Source organism: Streptosporangium subroseum (assembly GCF_900188345.1).
Taxonomy (GTDB): domain Bacteria; phylum Actinomycetota; class Actinomycetes; order Streptosporangiales; family Streptosporangiaceae; genus Streptosporangium; species Streptosporangium subroseum.
On the sequence record NZ_FZOD01000005.1, the window covers coordinates 158,353 to 174,055 of the forward strand.

12 protein-coding genes are annotated in these 15,703 nt (G+C 71.9%); 4 read left to right on the forward strand and 8 right to left on the reverse strand.

Going from position 1 to position 15,703, the window contains the following annotated elements; all coding sequences use genetic code 11:
- Window positions 1-58: 58 nt before the first annotated feature.
- Genes CHC08_RS07325 through CHC08_RS07335 form a run of 3 tightly spaced genes read right to left on the reverse strand, consistent with a single transcriptional unit; the run spans window position 59 to window position 4,004 of the window.
- On the reverse strand, window positions 59-1,468 hold the full coding sequence (locus CHC08_RS07325) for a YlbE family protein (RefSeq protein ID WP_089206411.1): 1,410 nt from the start codon (window positions 1,466-1,468) through the stop codon (window positions 59-61).
- 33 nt (window positions 1,469-1,501) lie between these two features.
- A complete protein-coding gene (locus CHC08_RS07330; protein ID WP_089206412.1) occupies window positions 1,502-3,064 on the reverse strand; it encodes an FdrA family protein in 1,563 nt (520 codons plus the stop codon).
- Window positions 3,065-3,119: 55 nt separating this feature from the next.
- Window positions 3,120-4,004, reverse strand: a complete 885-nt coding sequence (locus CHC08_RS07335; RefSeq protein ID WP_089206413.1) for an oxamate carbamoyltransferase subunit AllH family protein — start codon at window positions 4,002-4,004, stop codon at window positions 3,120-3,122.
- A gap of 195 nt (window positions 4,005-4,199) precedes the next feature.
- Here CHC08_RS07335 and CHC08_RS07340 point away from each other — a divergent pair, with 195 nt between their 5' ends.
- Together CHC08_RS07340 and CHC08_RS07345 are read left to right on the forward strand one after the other, a co-directional pair.
- Window positions 4,200-5,762, forward strand: coding sequence for a PucR family transcriptional regulator (locus tag CHC08_RS07340; RefSeq protein ID WP_089206414.1), 1,563 nt, complete (start codon window positions 4,200-4,202; stop codon window positions 5,760-5,762).
- 218 nt (window positions 5,763-5,980) lie between these two features.
- Window positions 5,981-6,202, forward strand: a complete 222-nt coding sequence (locus CHC08_RS07345) for an RNA-binding S4 domain-containing protein (protein WP_089206415.1) — start codon at window positions 5,981-5,983, stop codon at window positions 6,200-6,202.
- A 188-nt stretch (window positions 6,203-6,390) separates the two neighbouring features.
- Here the strand turns inward: CHC08_RS07345 and CHC08_RS07350 are convergent, their stop codons facing one another.
- Genes CHC08_RS07350 through CHC08_RS07370 form a run of 5 tightly spaced genes read right to left on the reverse strand, consistent with a single transcriptional unit; the run spans window position 6,391 to window position 13,047 of the window.
- Entirely contained in the window at window positions 6,391-7,878 is a 1,488-nt protein-coding gene (locus CHC08_RS07350; protein ID WP_089206416.1) for a helix-turn-helix domain-containing protein, read from the reverse strand.
- Window positions 7,875-9,056 carry a DUF917 domain-containing protein gene (locus CHC08_RS07355; RefSeq protein WP_089206417.1) on the reverse strand — a complete coding sequence of 394 codons (1,182 nt, stop codon included), beginning with the start codon at window positions 9,054-9,056 and terminating at the stop codon, window positions 7,875-7,877. Before CHC08_RS07355 ends, CHC08_RS07350 begins: the two co-directional genes overlap by 4 nt.
- A gap of 4 nt (window positions 9,057-9,060) precedes the next feature.
- Window positions 9,061-10,110 (reverse strand): DUF917 domain-containing protein, encoded by a 1,050-nt coding sequence (locus CHC08_RS07360; RefSeq protein WP_089206418.1) that lies wholly within the window; start codon window positions 10,108-10,110, stop codon window positions 9,061-9,063.
- A complete protein-coding gene (locus CHC08_RS07365) occupies window positions 10,103-11,722 on the reverse strand; it encodes a hydantoinase/oxoprolinase N-terminal domain-containing protein (protein ID WP_089206419.1) in 1,620 nt (539 codons plus the stop codon). The genes CHC08_RS07360 and CHC08_RS07365 overlap by 8 nt, the downstream gene beginning before the upstream one ends.
- On the reverse strand, window positions 11,719-13,047 hold the full coding sequence (locus CHC08_RS07370; RefSeq protein ID WP_089206420.1) for a purine-cytosine permease family protein: 1,329 nt from the start codon (window positions 13,045-13,047) through the stop codon (window positions 11,719-11,721). Before CHC08_RS07370 ends, CHC08_RS07365 begins: the two co-directional genes overlap by 4 nt.
- Window positions 13,048-13,394: 347 nt before the next feature.
- Here CHC08_RS07370 and CHC08_RS07375 point away from each other — a divergent pair, with 347 nt between their 5' ends.
- A complete protein-coding gene (locus CHC08_RS07375) occupies window positions 13,395-14,816 on the forward strand; it encodes a uracil-xanthine permease family protein (RefSeq protein ID WP_089206421.1) in 1,422 nt (473 codons plus the stop codon).
- Window positions 14,813-15,682: an FAD binding domain-containing protein gene (locus CHC08_RS07380; RefSeq protein ID WP_089206422.1), complete on the forward strand. Its 870-nt coding sequence runs from the start codon at window positions 14,813-14,815 to the stop codon at window positions 15,680-15,682. Before CHC08_RS07375 ends, CHC08_RS07380 begins: the two co-directional genes overlap by 4 nt.
- The last annotated feature ends 21 nt before the right edge of the window (window positions 15,683-15,703 follow it).

Below are 15,703 nucleotides of genomic sequence, written 5' to 3' on the forward strand. Positions count from 1 at the left end.
GAATGCGCTCCGGCGTGATAGCAGCACTGTCAGCTTCGTCACAATTTATTGGCAGGAATCACATAGCTGAGGCGCGGTTGTGCCCGGCGACCTCGGCCAGCGCCGCGAGAGCCGAGGTAAAGGCCGAGGCGGGCGGGCTCACCAGACCCGCGCCCACCTGTCCCGTGCCCGCCACCCGGCCCGCGATGCCGGTGTTCACCGTGGGGAGCAGACCCGTCCTGGCGACCAGCGTGACGTCGACGCCGACCGGCGTGCCCCGGAAGTCGAGCCCGGGGATCTGGTAGGCGGGGTGCTCGGCCAGGGTGATCTCATACATGGACCTGGTGGCCGCCATCGCGTCCGACACGTCGCCACCGACGAACCTGACGATCGCCGGGGCCGCCGCCATCGCGAAGCCGCCCAGGCCCGCCGTCTCGGTGATCGTGGAGTCGCCGATGTCGGGGTTGGCGTCGGCCGGGCCGTACGCGCCGAGATAGAGACCGTCGGGAACGCCCGCGGGACCGGTGAACCAGCGATCGCCCAGCCCGGAGACCTGGATGCCGAAATCCGTGCCGTTGCGGGCCATCGCGACGACCAGGGTGGAACCGGGAACGTTTCTGGCGGCGTCGGTGCTGACCTTGCACGCGGCCATGCCCGCGTTGAGGAAGAAGTGGTCGTTGCCGTTGATGAAACGCAGGACCTCGGCCGCGTGGCCGGGGGAGGCGTCCACGATTCCGGGGGCCAGCTCACGCACCAGCAACGAGGTGGCCGCGCGGTTGCGGTTGTGCAGCTCGTCGCCCATCTGCAGGGCCTGCGCGATCAGCGACGTGAGGTCCAGCGGTCCCAGCTTGTCCAGGGTGGCCCGCATCACGGGGCCGAGCACCTCGCCCATCCAGCGCAGCCGCTCCAGCACCTCGGGGCCGTAGGCGCCGTACCGCAGCACCTTGCCCAGGCCTTCGTTGAGCGAGCAGTAGGCGGTGCCGCCGTGCTCGGCGTCACGGACCTCGAACATCCACATCGACGGGGTGACGACGCCCGCCATGGGGCCGACGGTCCGGTGATGGTGGCAGGAGTCCAGCCGCGCCTGCCCGGCGGCCAGCCGCTCCCCGGCCTCCTCGGCGTCGGCGGCCAGCCCCTCCAGCAGCATCGCCCCGATGAGCGCGCCACGCATCGGGCCCGACGCCCGTTCCCAGTCGATCGGTGGCCCGGCGTGCAGGAACGTGCCCTTCGGCAGGTCGAGCACCTCGTGCGCCGGCCGTACTCCGATGAGCTGGGGCCGGGCGGACAGCAGGCGGCCCACGGCGGTCTCGTTGGCACCGGTCCTGCGCGGATCGGCCAGCACCCGGGCCAGGTCGTCGTCGGTGCCGGGCATCGGCGGACGCCAGTCCACCCTCACCCTGGGTACGGCCTGCGCGTCCAGCGCCTCGCCGAGCACGTCGGCGCCGACAGTGATCACTTCCGGCTCGCCGGAGAGCATGGGCAACGTCATCGACGACTCCTGAGCGGGGAACGGGTTAGTGGGTCACAGGGTGTTCGCGACGACATCGGCCGCGTACCCGGCGGCCCGCGCGTTGGACGTGAACACGGTGGCCCCGGCCGCGTGCAACGCCTCGGCCTGGGCGTTCAGCCCCTGGGGATCACCGGAGGAGCCGACCAGCACGACGACCACCGGGACCCCCCTGGCGACGGCCGCGGTGATCGCGGGTGCGAGCCGTACCGAGGGATCGGGGTCGGCGCCGTGCCCGAGCACCACGTCGAGCAGGACGACCGCGCCCGGCGGCACCTCGGCCAGGGCCTCCAGGCGGAGCGACGGGTCGATCATCGGATGGGGCCGGCCGCGGGTGTAGGCGTCGTCGCCGAAATCGGTGAACTCCCCGGTCCCGGCGATCAGCCGGGCCTCCACGCACAGGGTTCCCCCCGAGTAGATGCCCCGCAGCGTCCTTCCGGGAGAACCGGGCGAGTCGGAAGCATCCGAGGCACCGGGAGAACCGGGGGAGCCGGAAGCTGCGAAAGTCTCCAGGGCACCGGGAGGACCGGGAGGGCCGGATGAGTCTGGGACGCCGAAGGCGGCGGAAGTACCGGAGGCATCAGAGGCGGCGGAGTCACCGGGAAGGCGGGTCGCGTCCGGAGGGCTCGGCACGGTGGAGGGCCATGAAGGCCACGCGGGGATCGGCACGCCGAGGGTGCGCAGGGCGGTCTCGGCGGCGGCCGTCAGGTCGCCCTGGCCGGGGCCGAGCAGCGCGGTCACCACCGGTGTTACGAGCTTCGAGACGGCTTCCCGTACGACGTCGGCGACCTCGGGGGCCGGGGGCTTGGAGATCAGGATGATCAGTTCGGTCGCCGGGTCGGCGTCGAGCGCCTCCAGGGCGCGGAGGGTGGACAGAGCGCCCACGTCCGCCGACAGGTCCCTGCCGCCCACGCCCAGCACATGGCTGACCCCCACGCCCGCCAGGTCCAGCAGGCAGGTCACCTGTTGCGCCCCCGTCCCGGAGGCGGCCACCACGCCGACGGGTCCGGGGCGGAGCACGTTCGCGAAGCCGAGGCCGACCCCGCCGATCACGGCGGTGCCACAGTCGGGGCCCATGACCAGCACGTCCAGCTCCCCGGCGCGCCTCTTGAGGAGCACCTCCTGCTCGACCGGCACGTTGTCGCTGAAGATCATCACGGACAGTCCGGCCTCGACCGCGTCCATCGCCTCGGCGAACGCGTACGGGCCCGGCACCGAGACCAGTGCCAGCGTGGCGCCGTGGCCGCGGGCGGCGGCGCGCACGGTCCGCGGTGGCCGCTCGGCCGCGGTCGCGCCCGTCGTCCGGCCGGCGAGCCCGGTCAGCAGCCGCTCCAGCTCGGCGTCGGCGGACTCCAGCACATCGGGACCACTGCTCCGCAGCGCGATCAGCAGATCGGCGGGGCCGGTCTGGGGAAGGTCGAAGCCCAGCTCGGTGGCGATGTCGCGGTTGAGCTCGGTGGCCATCGCCACCACCGCGACCTCCACCCCCGGCAGCGCGGTGAGTGCCTGGCTGACCCGCATCAGGCTCACCGAGTCGTGGTAGACGCCCGTACGTATCCGGACCACATCGGTACTCAACTGCCCCCGCCCTCCACGTGGTAGACGCCCGTGGGTATCCGGACCACATCAGTGCTCAACTGCCCCCGCCCTCCAGATCGATGACCGCGGCCAGGCCGATGCGCAGTCCGCAGGCCAGGTCCGCTCCCGAGGTGTGGCCGAGCTGGAGCAGGCGGTGCAGCGCGGGCTCCAGGGACTGCCGTCCGGCCATGCCCCGCAGTACGGCCAGCACCTCGCCGCTGGCCTCGCCCCTGGCCGCGCAGTGCAGCAGTGTCGCCGAGATGGGGGTGGTCCTGCCGCGGGCGTCGAAGGTGACCGCGGCGGCCAGCCAGTCGGCCAGCCAGACGGCCCTGCTCACCCCGGCCGCCGTACCCAGGTGGCGCAGCGCGACCAGCAGCCCGGCGAGCACGTCGTCGCCGCTCGGGGTGAGCCCGGGGCCCAGGCCCACCAGTTGCTCGGCGGCCGTGACGCTCTTCAGCAGCGAGGCCTCGGCGCATCCCTCGGTCAGCAGGTCGGCGGCACGGTTGCCCTCCAGCCCCGGACGCCTCGGTGAGCGGTCGCACAGTTCGGCCAGCACGGGCAGCGAGCGGGCCAGCCGTACGGGATCCACGGGCCCGAGCGTCGGGGCCGGGTTCCACCAGCGGTGGGCCCGCAGGCTGAGCCGTCCGATCTCGATCGAGCCGTCGCCGACGGAGGCCTCGTCGCCCACGGCGACCTGCGGCATCGAGCCGGTGACCACCATCGCGTTGGGCAGGCGGGTGGCGTCCCCGGTCACCACCGCGATCACATGCGGTTCGAGCTCCGTGCGGACCTCCAGGTAGATCCCGGAGGGGAAGGCCGCCAGCACTCGCGCGGGGCGGCGGGGCGTCTCCAGCATCTGGCGCAGTGCCGTGCTGACCGCACCGGTCCCGTGCGTCCGCACGTGCGCGCGCGGAGCCCTCGGACGCGTTCCAACGGTCATGTGGCCACCTTTGCCACAGGGCTTTTTCCAGGCCCTTTTCCAGCGGTTCGCTCGCTGAGCTCGCTCACAGACACCCCTATCCCTTGAGGCGACGGTAGAACGGGCATGGATCCAGGCCGTACGGAGAAAGATGCCAACAGTCTGGCTAAAGGTTGGCTCTTCCTGACAGACGGGTGCATCAGTCACAATCACCTCATGGAACCCCCCGTGCGTCTGGCCAGCACCGGCACGATCATCCACGGAGTCGCCGTCGGAGAGGTCCTCGGCGTCTCGACACTGGCCGGAGCCCGGCTGATCGCGGGGGAGCGGGGACTGGGCCGGATCGTGCAGCGGCTCAACGTCATGGAGGTCCCGGACATCCTCGCCTGGGTGAAGCCTCACGAGCTGCTGCTCACCACCGGCTACCCGCTGCGCAACACCCCCCAGTCGCTCGACCGGCTGGTGATCGACCTGGACGAGCGCGGCCTGGCGGCGCTGGCGATCAAGCTCGGCCGCTATCTGGACCGGCTGCCGCCGGAGATGGTGGAGCAGGCGGACCGGCTGGGCTTCCCGCTGATCCAGCTTCCGGACGACGTCGGCTTCGACGACATCCTGAACCAGGTCCTGACCGACATCCTCAACCGTCAGGCCGCCGTGATGGCCAGGGCCGAGGAGGCACACCGGGCGCTGGTCCAGGTCGTGCTCGCCGGGGGAGGGCTGCGCGAGGTGGCGGCCGAGGTCGCCGGACTGCTCGACGTGGCGGTGGCCGTACTGGACGGGGCGGGCCAGATGCTGGCCTCCGCCGGACCCGCCGAGTACGTGGCCGCGCTGCGCGACGCCCCCGAAGGACGCCACACCTCGGTTCCCGTCGTCGCCGGCGGGCACCACCACGGCCGGATCGTCGCCTGCGGCCCGGTCGGGTCGATCGGCGACAGCGACATCGGCATCCTGGAACGTGCCGCCACGGTCGCCGCGCTGGTGGTGACGCGGCAGGAGGCGGTCACCGCGGTCGAGAGCAAATACCGCGCGGACTTCCTGCGTGACGTGCTCACCGGGAGGGCGGGCAGCTCCGAGCGGGTCGCCTCGCGGGCCAAGACCTTCGGCTGGGACCTGGAGCGCCCGGTCACCGTGCTGGTGGCCGAGCTCGACCCGGAGGGCGACGAGCGCGTGGCCCAGGATCGCCTGGTCACCTGCTGGACCGCCGCGATGCGCCGCCACGACCCGCGCGGCGCGGTGGCCGGGTTCTCTCACGAGGTCGTGACGATCGTGGACGCCGCCGTCGACGCCGGCCGCCTGGCCAGGGACGCCGCCGCCGCCTTCGCCGAATGCCTGCCCGCCACCTTCTCCACCGGTGCCAGCCGCGTCGCCGTCGGGGCGGAGGCCCTGCCCGAGGCGTACGGTCAGGCGTTGAAGGCGGCCCGGGTGGGCCGCCAGCTCCACGGCCACGGCGCGGTCGCCCATTTCGACCAGCTCGGCGTCTACCGCCTGCTGTCCCTGGTGAACGACACCGCCGAGCTGCACTCCTTCGTCCGCGAGACGCTCGGCTCGCTCGCCTCCGACGCCGACGCGGAGAACGCGGACCTGCGCCGGACCCTGCAGGTGCTGCTGGAGACCAACCTCAACGTCGCCGAGACGGCCAGGCGGCTGCACTTCCACTACAACACGCTGCGATACCGGATCGGTAAGCTCGAACGGATGCTGGGCAGCTTCACCGAGGACGCACATCTACGGCTGAACCTCACCCTCGCCCTGCACGTTCTCCGAATGCGCGGCATCTGAACCCCGCCCCGTCCCGCACTCCTGGGAATGCGCGGCGCCCCGCACATCCTGTGTACGCATGAGACCTGAGCCTCGTCCCGCACGCCTGGGAATGCGCGGCACCCGAACCTCGCCCTCGTCTCGCATGCCCTGCGGATGCGGGGCATCCAACCTCGTCGTGGTCCCGCATGTCCTGCGGATGCACGGCACCTTGACCGGCGGGACCTAAACTCTGGGTCGTGAACGAGACCTTTGAGCTGGAAACCGAGTACATCCCACTGTGCGACCTGCTCAAATATTGCGGCGTCGCCGACACGGGCGGCCAGGCCAAGCATTTCATCGCCGATGGCAACGTCATGGTGGACGGCGAGATCGAGCTCCGCAAGACCTGCAAGATCCGTACGGGGCAGGTCGTGACCGGTGACGGCTTCGAGATCCGCGTGGTCGCCCCCGCGAGCTGACCTCCGCCGGTCTTCACCCGTGGCCGTCGTCCGGGGCGGAACCCCCGTTGCCGGATGGCGAGGCTGAGTGGCTCCGGACGGACGGCTTCCCACGGATGGCGAGGCTGAACGGCTCCGGACGGGCGGCCTCTCACGGATAACGCGGCTGAACGGCTCCGGACGGGCGGGTTCCTGCTCAGGCGCGCGGCTCAGATGCGTGCGACGCGGCAGGCGAGGTGGAGGGCCAGGCGGGTGTCGGGGTCGGTGAGGTCGACGCCGAGGAGCTGCCCGATCTTGGCGATCCGCCGGGCGATGGTGTTGCGGTGAACGCCCAGGACGGCGGCGGCCTCGATCAGGGAGGACTCGGCGTCGAGATAGACGGTGAGGGTCCGGATCAGGTCGCCCGGCTCGGAGTCCAGGGTGGCGAGAAGCGCCTTGGCGGCGGGGACGAACGTGTCGGTTCTGGTCCAGGCAAGCAGGAGCTGGGCCAGGCCGAGGCGGTCGACGTGCAGGAAACGGCCGGTCTCGACCCGCGACCCGGCCAGGCGGGCGGCGTCACGAGCCTCGGACAGGGTGCGGGCGATGCCGCCTGGGCCGAGGTGGGGCCGGGCCATGCCCACGTGGAGGTCGAGGTCGGCCAGGCGTCGCTGAGCCTGCCGGACGCGAGCGGCCAGCCGGTTCACCGGTCCGGGACCGGGCTCGGTGTCGTTGGTCACCCAGGCCATCCAGCCGTCGTCCTCCGCCACGACGACCGCCGCGACTCCCTCGGCGGCCAGCGCGGAGACCACGTCGGTGCTCAGCGCCACCACGTCCACCGAGCGGCTCACGCCGATGCGGATGCCCGTGTGCCAGCCGTCCAGCCGCCAGCCCGCCTCCGCCGCGCGGCGGCGTAGCGAGGGGCCGGGATCGTCGCCCGCCTGAAGGAGCTCGCCGAGCAGGCCCGACCTGCGCCGGGCATCGCGCTCCACATCCACCCGGCGCAGTGCCAGCGATCGCTGGACCGCCGCCGCGGCCACCGCGAGAACCTCCTCGTCGCCGGCCACCGCGGCCGAGCCGGTCGCCGCTTCGCCCGCCGTGCCGCCTGTGACGAGCCACAGCTCCGGGGTCCGGCCGTCGGGGGCGAGGACCGGTACCGCGACGCCGCCGCCCGTCAGCCGCTGACGCACCGGGACGGTCGTCCTGACCCGAGCCGGTATGGCGGGGCCGAGCAGTACGGCCCCGTCCCTCGCCAGTACGGTGACCTCGGTTCCCAGGACCGCGCTCGTCCGGTCGCGCATCTCCGCGAGGGCGGTCGCACCGGCGTCGAGAACCCGATGTGCCGCGAGAATCCGCCGTGCCACGTCCACCTCGGGGGAGGCGACCAGCACGGCCAGCCTCATCGCCGTCTCCAGCGGATCCTCCCCGCAGCCGAGTACGGGCATCTCCAACCGGTCGGCGAGCAGGACCGTGCTGCGCAGCAGCGGTTCGGTCCCCGGAACCAGCAGCCCGGCGGCCCCGGCCTCGGCCACCCGGCTCAGCTCGGCGTCCAGCCGCCAGGCGGTGCGGTCGGGGTCCAGCAGGACGAGCAGCTCCCCGGGAGAGAGGGTCGCGCCGGCCGTTCTCGCCGCCACGCGCACACCGGTGACCTGGCGTTTCGTTGATGTCTCACCCGCGAGCGCGACCAGCGGGGCCCGGACGAACAGATCCGCGATGATCATCGGCCCTCTCCGTCCGGCAGGTCGTCCCGCTGCGGCAGACCGTCTCCAATCGGCAGGTCGTCCCGCTGCGGCAGACCGTCTCCAATCGGCGGGTCATCTCCGTGCGGCGGGCCGTCCCAGCGCGATGGGCCGCCTCCGGCGGGGGCCGGGTCATCGGCGTCGCCGTCCTCCATCAGGCACGGGGGGATCTCGATGCCGAACGCCGCGGGGGAGACCTGGGCGAGGCGGTTGGGCCGGCGCCAGAGAGCGGGGGATGCCAGCTGGACGACCTCGACCCGGTGTCCGGGCCGTATCTTGTGGCAGGCGATCGGCGCCCCGGTCCGCGACTCCAGCAGGCAGAGCACGTCGGGGGTGGTCGCCACCGCCACGCCGTCCCGGAACACGACCTGGTACTCGTTCTCCATCTCCACGCGCAGCACGGCTCCACCGTGGTCCAGGACCGTCACGGTGCCCCGTCCGCTCGGGCTCCTGTTCACCTCGACGACCCGCCCGGTCCCGGCGAGCCTGCCGCCGAGGGCCGCCGCACGCGGTGCGCGCCCCGGCAGCGACAGCATGGTGCGCCCAAGGGCGAGGGCGCGCGAGAGGCTGCCGACAATCGCCTGCCCGGGGAGGTCCACGGCGCGGATCGGCCAGTGCGCGAACGCGGCCCAGCCGCCGCTCGCCGCCAGTGCGCCGCGGATCATCCGTTCTCCCGCGTCGGGGTCGCACCGGTCCATGACCGTGGTCCGGCCCGCGGCGTCCACCATCGCGTACGGCCCGGCGGCCACGTTCGCCCGCGAGGTGGACATGTGGCCGAGCCTGGGGAAGGCCCGTCCCATGAGGTCGGCGTCCACCACCGGCCGCCCGCAGCAGAACGCGGCGAGCCCGTTGACGCCGCCCGCCTCCAGGGACATGACCGCGTCCACCCGGACGCCGCTCCAGCGGGCCACCACCTCGATCGCCTCGTTCGGCTCGCCGCCGGAGGGGAGTTTCTCGTCCAGCAGTCCGGTCGATCCGATGAACCCGATCGGCACGACCACGGCGTCACGGGGGAGGTCGGCGACCGCCAGGAACGGTACCGGGGCCGCGCGGAGCCGCTGCCGCAGCAGCGTCGCCATCGTGGCGCTGGGACCGCCGCCGCCGGAACCGAGCAGGACACAGCCACTGTCGAGGGCGGCGACGTCCTGCTCGGTGATCACCTCTCTAGGTTGTCACGGGGTCGAGGTCGTATCCGAAGTACCTCGGTCCGACGAGTGCCAGGCCCTCCGGCGTGTGCCAGCGAGGGTCGCACGGGGCGACCAGCACCGTGACCCGCTGGCCGTACCGGGTGCCCTCGGTCGTCACCGGAACGCCCGTCTGCTGGTCGAGCACGCAGATCAGGTCGGGCGTGGTCGCCACGGGCACCCCGTCGAGCTCGGCCAGCAGGTGCTCGTTCTGGAACGACAGGCGCAGCTCGGCCGAGCCGTCGGTGAGCCTCGCCGTGCCCCGGGCGAATCCCCCGACGGTGCGGCGTTCGACGTCCAGGACCTTGCCGGTGAACAGCACCCGCCCGCCGAGCCGCTCCGCGACCGCCTCGGCCGTGTCGCCGGTGGTCCGGTGACGCTCGACCAGCGCGCCGAGCTCGGCGCAGAGCGACAGCGTTCCGGGCACCATGTACTCGCGGGCCTGCCGGCCGGTCATGGCGTAGAGGGCGGTCGTGGACGAGCCGCCCATCTCCACGGTGGCCGCTCGGGCGAGCCGCTCGGTCCAGTGGTTGTCGACGGTGTGGATGACCGCCCGGTTGCCCTTGTCGTCGGACATCGCCATCGGGGAGGCCTTGACCCCGTAGAGGCCGGGGACGAACATCTGCAGCTCGGGGAACGCGCGGCCCATGCCGTCGGCGTCGATGAGCGGCAGGCCGGTCCTGGCCGCCGCGGCGACGGGGATCAGCGAGTTCACGCCGCCCGCCTCCGCGCAGGCCAGGTGGGTCGGGCGACGGCCGAGGTAGCCGCACAGGGCCTCCACCGCGTTGGAGAGCTCGTCGGCGGCGGGCAGTTTCTCCACCATCACCGTGGGCGCGCCCATGGACGCGACCGGCAGGACCACCGCGTCGTCGGGCAGCTCCGCCAGCGGCGTCAGCTTCACCGGGCCGTTCTCCCGCAGGGCGGCGCGGGCCATGAGGCGGCCGATGTAGGGGTCGCCGCCCCCGCCCGTGCCGAGGATCGCCGCTCCCGTGGCGATGTCGGCGAGGTCGTCGAGGCCGATCTCACGCATGTCCCGTTCCCTTCGTCGAAAGTTCCTTGATCGCCAGGTCGCCCACGGCCTTCACCCGGATGCGCGTGGCGTCCCCGGGGAGATAGGGCACCGGGATCTCGTCGAACTCCACGATCCGGACGCTGCCCGGCTGCGCGCCGCCCGCGATCGCCCGGTCAACGGCCTCCTGGCGGGCCTCGTCGAGTACGGTCTCCCGGCGGCCGGGGGCGACGGTGTAGATCCGGTCCACCTCGCCGCCGATCTGCGCGATGGCCGCGCCGATGGCGTTGGCCACCGAGTGGTTGCCCGGCCGGTGCAGGGTGCCGCAGCCGGGCAGCTCGTCGGGCAGGAGGATCGATCCGCCGCCGACCGCCACCACGGGGAGCGGCTCCGGGCTGGTCCGCATCCGCTCCACGGCCTCGGCCACCTCGTCGGCGATCCGCTTGAGGACCGCCTGGACCATGCTCCGGTCCAGGTGGGCGACCAGCGAGGGGTCGCCGATCTCCGCCCGGCCCGCGGCCACCGCTATGTCGGTGGCGGTGAGGGTCGAGCCGCCGAACACCAGCGCCTGCTCGGGCAGGCGGTAGCCGACCGAGTCGGGACCCACGCCGTGGTCGGGGTGAATCCGGCTGCCGCCGCCGAGGCCGATCGACAGCACGTCGGGCATCCGGAAGTTGGTGCGGATGCCCGCGACCGTGACCTCGGTCGTCGCCTCGCGGGGAAAGCCGCCGCTGAGGATGCCGATGTCGCTGGTCGTGCCGCCGATGTCGACGACCGCGCAGGTGCCGATGCCGGACAGCGCCGCGGCGCCGCGCATGGAGTTGGTCGGTCCCGAGGCGAAGGTGGCGACCGGGTAGCGCCTGGCGAACTCCAGGTCCATCAGCGTGCCGTCGTTCTGGCTGAGGTAGAGGGGCGCGGTGATGCCGAGTCCCGCCATCGCCCCGGCCAGGCCGTCCACGATGCCGGTCGCGAGCTCCCTGAGCGCCGCGTTCACGATCGTGGCGTTCTCCCGCTCCAGCAGGCCTATCCGGCCGATCTCGTGGGAGAGCGAGATCGGCACGCCCGGCAGTTCGGCGGCGAGGATCTCCGCGGCCCGCTCCTCGAACTCGATGTTCACCGGGGAGAAGACCGAGGAGACCGCCACCGAACGGATGCCGCGGGCACGGATGTCGTCGGCGGTACGGCGCAGCTCGTCGGGATCCAGTTCGGAGATGAGCCGCCCGTCGAACTCGTGGCCTCCGTGGCACAGGTAGCCGCGGCCGGAGACGGCCTCGACCAGCGCGTCCGGCCAGTCCACGAACGGGGGCAGGGCCGAGGTGGCGGGCAGGCCGAGCCGTACGGCCGCGGTGGGGGCGAGCCGATCGGCCTCCACCAGCGCGTTGATGAAGTGCGTGGTGCCGATCATCACGGCGTTCACGTCGCTCAGTGTCGCGGTGTCCGTACCGCCCGCGGCCCGTGGGGATCCGGCCCCGGGCCGGTCGTGGAGGAGTTGGTCCCGCAGGCCTTCGAGGGCCGCGACGATTCCGCCGGTGACGTCCCGGGTGGTGCTCCGCTTCACCGCGGCGACCACCCGCTCGCCGTCCATCAGGACCGCGTCGGTGTTGGTGCCGCCCACGTCGATGCCGATCCTCATGCCCGGGCCCCCTCGGAGATCGCGATGTCGGACGGAGCGGTTCCCACTTCTCTCACCAGGCCGAGCTTCCCGCAGACGACGTAGAGGAGGAAGGCCACGACCAGGGAGTTGACGCTGCCCAGCCCGGCGGTGACGTACTGGCCGACGAGTGAGGCGACCAGCCATATCACCAGGGTCGCGGGGACCCACATCGGAGAGCTCGACGGGGCGGCGCCCGCCGCGCGGCCCTCGGCGAGCCGGTCGCGCCAGCGGCGCACCACGAAGTATTCGGCGATCATGATCCCGGCGATCGGCGGGAACACCACCCCGAGGATCAGCAGGAAGTTCGTGAACTGGTCGAGGATCCCGGCCGCGCCCAGCAGCGTGCCCGCCACGCCGACGATCGCGGTGACCACGGCCCGGTTGGGGCGGCGGCCGGTGATGACGACGACGAAGTTCACGATGCCCAGGCCCGAGGAGTACAGGTTCCAGTCGTTGATCTTCAGCGTCCCCGCGACGATCACCAGCGTGCCGACCAGGCCGACCGAGGAGGTGACGATCGCGATGACGTCGGAGCTGCCGACCGCGTGGGCGAGGAGCACTCCCGAGAGTCCGATGACGTACTCGCCCAGGGTGACGCCGACCAGCGTCTGCTTGACGACGTCGGCGGCGCTCCGGTTGAACCGTGTCATGTCGGGAGTGATCACCGCGCCGACCATGAGACTCCCCGCGACCAGCGCCACCCCCTGGAGCAGGGTCATGGCCGGCCCCGGTGGCGGGGAGGAGACGAGCGCGCCGAGCGGGTGACTGCTCAGCTCGGAGATGATCGACCAGGCGACCAGCGCGAGAAAGAGCGGGACGGTCAGGTAGGCGGTCCAGGCCATGGAGTGGAAGCCGAGCATGACGATGGCCGTGACGGCGAGGCCGAAGGCGATCGCCCACACCCACTCCGGCGGCCCGCCGATCAGCGCCGACAGGCCGCGGGCCGAGACGCCCGACTGGACGCCGAACCATCCGATCAGGCTGATCCCGATCGCCAGCCCGATCACCGCGGAGCCGCCGCGGCCGAACCCGGTCCAGCGGGCGAGCATCGAGGTGGACAGGCCCTCGCGCATGCCGATGATACCCACGAAGATCATCCCGAACTCCAGGATCACCGCGCCGATGGTCAACGCCCAGAACGCGCCCCAGAAGTCCATCCCGAAGCCGAGCGTCGCGCCGAGCAGAAACTGGGTCAGGGCCGAGACCTGGCCGAACCGCTGTACGGCGATCGACCACCAGGGGTAGCGCGCTTCGGCGGGCACACGTGCCAGCGAGTAGTCGTCCATGCCGACGGTGTCAGCCATCCGGGCCTCCAGAAGTGAGTTGGGAGTACGGTAAGCAGCCGTTCCGCCCTGGCATAGGTGCGTTACGCACCGCTTGGATGGTTGAATCGGGCGGTTCGCACCGTCGCCTCGTGAAGGGCCCGGCGAGGCCGCGCGCGGGAGGTCTTCGTGGTTCCTCGCGTGTTCACCGGGCGTTCTCGCCGATCGTGCGCGACGCTTTCACTGGTCAGCGACTCAGATTTGGCAGATCATGACGGTGTAAGGGCGTGATCGCGGGCCTAATGTGCCCGCAACGACAGCATGGGGATTCGCCGGAGGGATGCCTGCGGGGCGGCCACCGACCGACGGCCCGGTGAAAGGTGGGCTTGATGGTTGCAGGTTGGACAAAACACGGCGACGGAAAAACCCTGGCACCGGGAGAGGTCGTCAAACCGGACGAGCGGCTCTCCTGGCCGCGCATGGTCGGGTTCGGCGCGCAGCACGTCATCGCGATGTTCGGTGCGACGTTCGTCTTCCCCCTGGTCATGGGGCTGGACCCGAACGTCGCCATCATGTTCTCGGGCGTCGCGACGATCATGTTCCTGCTCATCGTGAAGGGGAAGATCCCCAGCTATCTCGGGACCAGCGCGTCGTTCGTGGGCGGGGTGCTCGCCATCCGGGCGGCCTTCGGCGGTGACGTCCCCATGGCCGACGCGATCGTCACCGGGTCGATCCTCGTCGTGGGACTGGTGCTCGCGCTCATCGGCGTGGCGATCCACTACGTCGGCGTGCAGATCATCCATCGGATCTTCCCGCCGGTCGTCACCGGCGCGGTCGTCATGCTGATCGGGTTCGGCCTGGCGTACGTGGTCGCGGACATCTACTGGCCGCAGGACCAGTGGATCGCCCTGATCACGATGTGCGTCACCTTCCTGATCATCGTGCTCTTCAAGGGGTTCATCGGCCGGATCGGCATCCTGCTCGGACTGATCATCGGTTTCCTCCTCTCCTGGGGGGCCGACAGGATCTTCGGCGACATCACCGCCTACAACGCCGGCACCGGCGCGGTCGACGCGCACCCGAGGGTGAGCTTCGGCGCGGTGGCCCAGGCCGACTGGATCGGCCTGCCGAACATGCACCTCCCCGACTTCAAGGTCTCCGCCGTGATCCTCGTGCTCCCTGCCGTGATCGCGCTGGTCGCCGAGAACGTGGGCCACGTCAAGGCGGTCGGCGAGATGACCGGCACCGACGTGGACCCCTACATCGGCCGGGCGATCATCGGTGACGGGGCCGCCACCGTGGTGGCCAGCGCCTTCGGAGGCTCCCCGACCACCACCTACGCCGAGAACATCGGGGTCATGGCCGCGACGAGGGTCTACTCGACGGCCGCGTACTACATCGCGGCCGTCATCGCGATCCTGTTCGGCCTCTGCCCCAAGTTCGGCGCGCTGGTCGCGGCGACGCCGGGCGGCGTGCTCGGCGGCATCACCGTCATCCTCTACGGCATGATCGGCCTGCTCGGCGCGAAGATCTGGATCGAGAACCGGGTGGACTTCTCCGACCCGGTCAACATGGTTCCGATCGGAGCGGGCATCATCCTCGCCATCGGCCCGGTCAAGCAGATGATCAGCTCGGACTTCACGCTGGAGGGCATCGCCCTCGGCACCATCGTGGTCCTCGTGGGCTATCACGTGCTCCGGGCGATCTCCAACCGCACCGGTGCGGGCAGCGGTTCCGATGGTTCCGGTGGTCCCGCCGGCCCCGTTCCCGATACCGAGCCGACCGGGCTGAAACGAGAGGCCGCCGGGTGAAGCCACCCCCTTTCGACTACCACGCACCCCGCTCCCTCGGCGAGGCGCTCGACGCCCTCGCCGAGGCCGGGGAGCACGGCAAGGTCCTCGCGGGCGGCCAGAGCCTGATCCCGATGCTGAACATGCGGCTGGCCGCCCCGGCGCACCTCGTCGACATCAACCGGCTGTCCGAGCTGGCCACCCTCGACGTGGGGCCGGACGGCGTCCGCGTCGGCGCGCTGGCCAGGCACGCCCAGGTGGAGCGGTCCGAGCGGGTCGCGGCCGTTCAGCCGCTGCTCCGCGAGGCGCTCCGGCTGGTCGCCCACCCGGTGATCCGCAACCGGGGCACCGTGGTCGGCAGCCTGGCGCACGCCGACCCGGCCGCCGAGCTGCCCGCCGTACTGGCCCTTCTGGGAGGCTCGGTACGGCTGGCGCGACCCGGCGTCACCCGCGACGTCCCGGCCGCCGACTTCTTCGTGGGGCCCCTGGAATCGGCGGTCGAATCCGGCGAGCTGGCCGTCTCCGCGTTCTTCCCCGCCCTGCTCCCGCGCTCGGGCACCGCGTTCCGCGAGGTCGCCAGGAGGCACGGCGACTACGCCCTGGCCGGGATCGCGGCCCTGGTCCGCCTGGACGACGACCTGCGGATCACCTCGGCCACGGTGGCGTGCGTGAGCGTCGGCCCCGTCCCGGTGGTCGTCGACGTCACCGCGGCATGCGGTCACCGGCCGCCGGCGACGGCCGACTGGGCCTCGGCGGCGTGGGCCGTACAGGATCGTGTCGACCCGGAGACCGACATTCACGCGACCGCCGACTACCGGCGGCATCTCACCGGGGTCCTGGCCGAGCAGGCACTCCGTGACGCGGCCAGGGAGGCCACCGGTGCATGAGATCACGCTGACCGTCAACGG

Excerpts from the sequence above, each read along its gene's own strand:
- CHC08_RS07335 (WP_089206413.1), bottom strand. The coding sequence starts at position 4,004 with ATGACCGTTGGAACGCGTCCGAGGGCTCCGCGCGCGCACGTGCGGACG.
- CHC08_RS07360 (WP_089206418.1), bottom strand. The coding sequence starts at position 10,110 with ATGCGTGAGATCGGCCTCGACGACCTCGCCGACATCGCCACGGGAGCG.
- CHC08_RS07325 (WP_089206411.1), bottom strand. The coding sequence starts at position 1,468 with ATGACGTTGCCCATGCTCTCCGGCGAGCCGGAAGTGATCACTGTCGGC.
- CHC08_RS07365 (WP_089206419.1), bottom strand. The coding sequence starts at position 11,722 with ATGAGGATCGGCATCGACGTGGGCGGCACCAACACCGACGCGGTCCTG.
- CHC08_RS07370 (WP_089206420.1), bottom strand. The coding sequence starts at position 13,047 with ATGGCTGACACCGTCGGCATGGACGACTACTCGCTGGCACGTGTGCCC.
- CHC08_RS07350 (WP_089206416.1), bottom strand. The coding sequence starts at position 7,878 with ATGATCATCGCGGATCTGTTCGTCCGGGCCCCGCTGGTCGCGCTCGCG.
- CHC08_RS07340 (WP_089206414.1), top strand. The coding sequence starts at position 4,200 with ATGGAACCCCCCGTGCGTCTGGCCAGCACCGGCACGATCATCCACGGA.
- CHC08_RS07375 (WP_089206421.1), top strand. The coding sequence starts at position 13,395 with ATGGTTGCAGGTTGGACAAAACACGGCGACGGAAAAACCCTGGCACCG.